This is a genomic window from Sphingomonas sp., from assembly GCF_031361285.1.
Classification (GTDB): Bacteria; Pseudomonadota; Alphaproteobacteria; order Sphingomonadales; family Sphingomonadaceae; genus Sphingomicrobium.
The window spans coordinates 1-5,198 of the sequence record NZ_JANMCO010000051.1 but is presented as its reverse complement, the minus strand read 5'-3'; the positions used below and the strand labels follow the sequence as shown (position 1 = coordinate 5,198).

6 protein-coding genes and 1 pseudogene are annotated in these 5,198 nt (G+C 64.5%); 3 read left to right on the top strand and 4 right to left on the bottom strand.

Features of this window, described 5'->3' with window-relative positions; translation table 11 throughout:
* Positions 1–188: 188 nt before the first annotated feature.
* The 3 genes and pseudogenes from RMO25_RS05825 to trmFO form a co-directional block, all read left to right on the top strand.
* Positions 189–311 (top strand): annotated as a pseudogene (locus RMO25_RS05825) (SEL1-like repeat protein); the annotation flags it as partial.
* Positions 312–487: 176 nt separating this feature from the next.
* Positions 488–955, top strand: coding sequence for a host attachment family protein (locus RMO25_RS05820; protein WP_309661662.1), 468 nt, complete (start codon positions 488–490; stop codon positions 953–955).
* A 163-nt stretch (positions 956–1,118) separates the two neighbouring features.
* Positions 1,119–2,480 (top strand): methylenetetrahydrofolate--tRNA-(uracil(54)-C(5))-methyltransferase (FADH(2)-oxidizing) TrmFO, encoded by a 1,362-nt coding sequence (trmFO, locus tag RMO25_RS05815; RefSeq protein ID WP_309661661.1) that lies wholly within the window; start codon positions 1,119–1,121, stop codon positions 2,478–2,480.
* A 57-nt stretch (positions 2,481–2,537) separates the two neighbouring features.
* On the opposite strand, the gene RMO25_RS05810 is transcribed toward trmFO, so the two are convergent.
* From RMO25_RS05810 to RMO25_RS05795, 4 genes are all read right to left on the bottom strand, one after another.
* On the bottom strand, positions 2,538–3,095 hold the full coding sequence (locus RMO25_RS05810; protein WP_309661660.1) for a hypothetical protein: 558 nt from the start codon (positions 3,093–3,095) through the stop codon (positions 2,538–2,540).
* 138 nt (positions 3,096–3,233) lie between these two features.
* Positions 3,234–3,683 (bottom strand): EF-hand domain-containing protein, encoded by a 450-nt coding sequence (locus RMO25_RS05805; protein ID WP_309661659.1) that lies wholly within the window; start codon positions 3,681–3,683, stop codon positions 3,234–3,236.
* A gap of 73 nt (positions 3,684–3,756) precedes the next feature.
* Positions 3,757–4,365, bottom strand: coding sequence for a hypothetical protein (locus tag RMO25_RS05800; RefSeq protein WP_309661658.1), 609 nt, complete (start codon positions 4,363–4,365; stop codon positions 3,757–3,759).
* A 16-nt stretch (positions 4,366–4,381) separates the two neighbouring features.
* Positions 4,382–5,198 (bottom strand): pyruvate dehydrogenase complex E1 component subunit beta (locus RMO25_RS05795; RefSeq protein WP_309661657.1); only part of this gene is annotated, 817 nt, incomplete at its 5' end.

Genomic DNA, 5,198 nt, shown 5'->3' with positions numbered 1-5,198 from the left:
GCGGTGCGATCGACTACAGCGAGGCTCTCAGAAGGTATCGGCACGCCGCCGCCCTGGGCAATACCTATGCCCAAACCCAAATCGGCACTATGTATAACAAAGGTTAAGGCGAGGCCAACAATCTCGTCGAGGCGGTCAGATGGTACCGCCTCGCCGCGGCCAAAAACTATGACAATGCACAATATAATCTTGGCCTGATGTATGACGCTGGATCTGGCGTGGCGAAGGATCCGGTCGAGGCGACCCGATGGTATCGCCTCGCCGCCGCGCAGGGCAATGCGGACGCGAAAGCGAAGCTGGCCGGTCGGTAAATTGCCGGGGCGGCCGTGCTTCAGTGACGCCGAGCGAGGCTACGCCGCCGAGACCGGGGGGTCGCCGAACGACGATGCGACGGTCGGAGAGGATCTCGCGTCGGACGAAGGGGCCGGGCGAGGAACGAGGGGTTAAGCGGGGGCGTTTGTTTGGAGAGACTTTGAAGGAGACCCCGATGCCGCTTGCCAATAACGCCCTCGTCCTCGTCACCGATGGCCGCAAGACGCTGTTCCTTCGCAACCATGGCGACCAGAACCAGATCGACCTCCGCACCGAGGCGCACGACGAGCGCCAGGACGCCAAGGACAGCGAAATGAAGACCGATGCGCCCGGGGCCAACCAGCAGTCGGGTGGCTACGGGCGGCCGACCTATGAGGAGACCGACTTCCACCAGCTCAAGGAAGACCGCTGGGCGCATTCGGCGGCGCAGGACGTCAACCGCCGCGCGCTGGCCAATGATTTCGACGCGCTGGCGATTATCGCCCCGCCCAAGACGCTCGGCGAACTGCGCAAGCAGCTTCACAAGGAGGCCGAAAAACGCGTGGTGGTCGAGATCGCCAAGGAAATGACCGGCCATACCATCGCCGACATCGAGAAATTGCTGGTCAGCGTGACCAGGGCCGAGGAACCGGCGGCGGTTTAGCGGGCTGGCCTAACCCCTCATAGTTCGTCATTGCGAGGAGTGTGGCGCGCGCAGCCATGCCGGGGGCATGGTGAGCACGACGCAGCGACGCGCGGCAATCCAGCTGCGCGAAACTGGATTGCTTCCCCCGGATCAAGTCCGGGGTCGCAATGACGAGAAAAACATGACTCACGCCATACACATCATCGGAGGCGGGCTCGCCGGGTCGGAGGCCGCGTGGCAGCTGGCCGAGGCGGGCCACAGCGTGCGCCTCAGCGAGATGCGCGGAGGTGGCGATTCGACTCCGGCACATGAATCCGACCGGCTGGCCGAGATGGTCTGCTCGAACAGTTTCCGCTCCGACGACGCCGACTCCAACGCGGTCGGGCTGCTCCACCAGGAAATGCGGAGCCTCGGCTCGCTGATCATGGCCGCCGCCGACCAGCATCGCGTCCCCGCCGGCTCGGCGCTGGCGGTCGACCGCGAGGCGTTCGGCGCCGAGGTCACCGCGCGCATCGCTGGCCACGCGAATATCACGGTGGTGCGCGAGCGTATCGACGCCCTGCCCGCCGCCGGCCCGACGATCGTCGCCACCGGCCCGCTCACCGCCCCCGGCCTCGCCGACGCGATCGCCAGCGCAGCGGGCGCCGACGCGCTGGCCTTTTTCGACGCCATCGCCCCGATCGTCCACCGCGACAGCATCGACATGGACATCTGCTGGATGGCGGCGCGGTGGGACAAGGGCGGCAAGGATTACATCAACTGCCCGATGGACCAGGCCCAGTATGAGGCGTTTATCGCCGCCTTGAACGCCGGCGAGAAGACCGCGTTCAAGCAATGGGAAAAGGACACGCCTTACTTCGAGGGTTGCATGCCGATCGAGGTGATGGCCGAACGCGGACCCGAGACGCTGCGCTTCGGACCGATGAAGCCGGTCGGGCTCGACAATCCGAAAACGGGGCGCTGGCCTTACGCCGTGATCCAGCTGCGGCAGGACAATAGGCTCGGCACATTATGGAACATGGTCGGCTTCCAGACCAAGTTGAAGCATACCGAGCAGGTGCGGATTTTCCGCACGATCCCAGGGCTTGAGCAGGCGGAGTTCGCACGGCTTGGCGGTATCCACCGCAACAGCTTTATCCGTTCGCCCGAGCTGCTCGATGGGGAGTTGCGCTTGAAAGCCCTGCCCCACATCCGCTTTGCCGGGCAGATCACCGGCTGCGAAGGCTATGTCGAAAGCGCCGCCATCGGCCTGCTCGCGGCGCGTTTTGCCGCCGCGGAAGCGCAGGGCCAGAGTCTTGCGGCCCCGCCAGTCGAGACGGCGCTCGGCGCACTGATCGGCCATATCACTGGCGGCGCGACGGCGGACACCTACCAGCCGATGAACATCAACTTCGGCCTGATGCCCCCGCTGGCCGGCCCCAAATCGAAAAAGGCCGACCGCAAGCGCCTCTATACGGACCGCGCGAGAGCGGCGCTGGCGGAGTGGATTGACCAGCCGGCGCTCACTTCCACGCCAATCGCGGACTTGGTACCGTCTGCCTGATCGCGCGACCAGTTCATGCCACCGCACGATCGCCGGCACATAGCGTTTGCGGCTACCTCATGCGTGAAAACGGGCGATAAGCTCGTAGACAGGCACCATCCAGTAAATTGAAATAACGAGGAGGAGAAGGACGACATTCGCCCGCGCCCCAGTCGCTGCGAGAAGCGCAACGAGAAACGAATAGAAAGCCACAACGATAGCCCACCCCACTGGCCCCGCCCCAACCGCGATCGTCAATGGAATGTTCGGCAGGTTGAGCATGATAATCCCACCAATTACAATACGCCGATTGCGCCAGTAGTGCTGATCCAGGTCTTTCACGCCCTCCAGGTCTTCGGGGACGACGAGCGTTGCGATCAGATAATAGACGCTTGCGAAGCCCAATACCGCCAACATACTGAGGTCGTTGGCAACAAGCACATTGCGGTAGCCATATGCGCTTGCCCAGAAGCTGCCGAGATCTAACATCACGAGCAAGGCCAGCAGAGGGGTCAGCCACCCGATCTTGATGATCCGTCGCAGCTCGATCACCCTGCCGAAGTCGCCGAGTATTTCCGCCATGGCCAAGCCGAGCAACAAGCTCAGGAGCGAAAAAAGCACGTCGAAACCGTTCATCTTCCGGACTTCACCGTTCGAGATTCGTCATGGCTCGCCCCCAGCGACCTCCGAGCGAGCAGTCTAATCGCAAATGGTCGCTCAAGCCAAGCAGCCCAGCCTGGGCGCTAGTCCAAGAAGTCATGACACGCCTAGTGCTCACCCGCACCCGCATTCGGGCTTCTTAGCCTTGGGCTTGGGCGCGGTCGCGGTAAATTCGGCCGCGTTCAGCACCTGGCTTTTGTCGGCGTCGGCTTCCTTGAACTTATCGATGGTCTTTACCGCCCATTCCTCGAAGCTCAATTTGCCGTCATGGTCGAGATCGAGCCGGTCGTAAGCCTTGCGCCGCGGCTCGACCAGTTCAGCGAGCGTGATCCGCCCGTCCTTGTTCTTGTCGGCGCGGGCGAAGCGCTTCTCTTCCTTCGATTTGGCGTCGGCTTCCGGCGCATTGGGGATCGGTGCGAGGCGGACGCCCGGCGTCGCGAAGGCGGCGAAACGCGCCAGCGGGGCGGACGGCAACGCCGGCGCCTCGGCCCGGGATTGCCACAACAATAGCCCACCCGTGACCAGCAACAGGCAGGCGGCGACACCGGCAAGGAAACGGCCCATCGGCTCCTCCCAAGGGAAGATGGCGATCCGGCGCTGCAGAGATTACGCCCACTTCGGGCAAGATTCAATCCGCCTACGCAACGGTTCCAAACAGGCGGTGCGCCAGCAAAGCGGCGGCGCGGGCCGGAGTCGCTTCGGGCTCCAGCCGCTTGCCGTCACGCAAATCGCGCACGGCGAGCTTGGCCAAAGCGGTCAGCGGGCGCAAGGCGTGGGGAAAATGATGGCCGCCAAGGCCGGGCGTCGCGGGCAAGCGAAGTCCCCGCCTCGCCGCATCACCCAGCGCGAACAATCTGCCAGCCTCGCCAAGGCGCGGATCTTTGCTGTTCAATAACCGGGCGGCGAGCGCGAACAGCGTCTCGCCCCGCGCCGCCACCGCATCGAGATCGGGCTCCTCGTCGAGCCAGGCAGCCCAGCCGCTTTCCAGCGCGCCCACCTCGGCGCCGCTGATTCCGCGCCGCAACAGGTCTTCGGCCACCGCCTGCAACCGCGGTTCGGGCGGCGGCGGGCTATGGTCGAGCCGTTCGAGCGCTTCGCGCCACCAGGCCAGGCGGATCGCGCCCAATGCCGGCTGGCTGGTCGAGGCGACCACTTGTCCCAGCGCATCATCGATCCCGAACAGCGCATCGAACGCGGGCCTGAGCTCGACCGGCCAATAATGCCGGATCAGGTCGCGGTCGCGCATTACCGGCCCTTGGGGCTCAGCGATAGAGGACTGCTTTGGCCGCCGTGACCACGTCGGCGGTGTTGATCAACGCCAGTCTCTCTAGGTTGGCGGCGTAGGGCATCGGTACGTCTTCGTTGGTCACCCGCAGCACCGGAGCGTCGAGGTCGTCGAACCCGTCCTCCATGCAGATCGCGACGATTTCGCTCGAGATCGAGCAGGTCGGCCAGCCTTCCTCGACCACCACCAGCCGGTTGGTCTTCTTCAGGCTGACCAGCACTGCCGCCTTGTCGAGCGGGCGCAGCGTGCGCAAGTCGATGACCTCGGCCTCGATCCCCTCCCCGGCCAGCGTCGTCGCAGCTTCGAGCGCCACGCCGACCCCGATCGAGTAGCTGACCAGCGTCACGTCCTTGCCTTCGCGGACGGTCCGCGCCTTGCCGATCGGCAGCACCTCGTCGCCCTCGGGCACGTCGAAACTATGGCCGTAGAGCAGCTCATTCTCAAGAAACACGACCGGATCGTCGCTGCGGATCGCGGCCTTCAACAACCCTTTGGCGTCGGCTGCGCTGTAGGGAGCGATAACCACCAGCCCCGGCACGCTGGCATACCATGGCCCGTAATTCTGACTGTGCTGGGCGCCGACGCGGCTGGCCGCGCCATTGGGCCCGCGGAACACGATCGGGCAGCGCATCTGCCCGCCCGACATGTAATTGGTCTTGGCCGCCGAATTGATGATGTGGTCGATCGCCTGCATCGCGAAGTTGAAGGTCATGAATTCGACGATCGGCCTCAAACCCCCCATCGCCGCGCCGGCGCCCAATCCGGCAAAGCCATATTCGGTGATCGGCGTATCG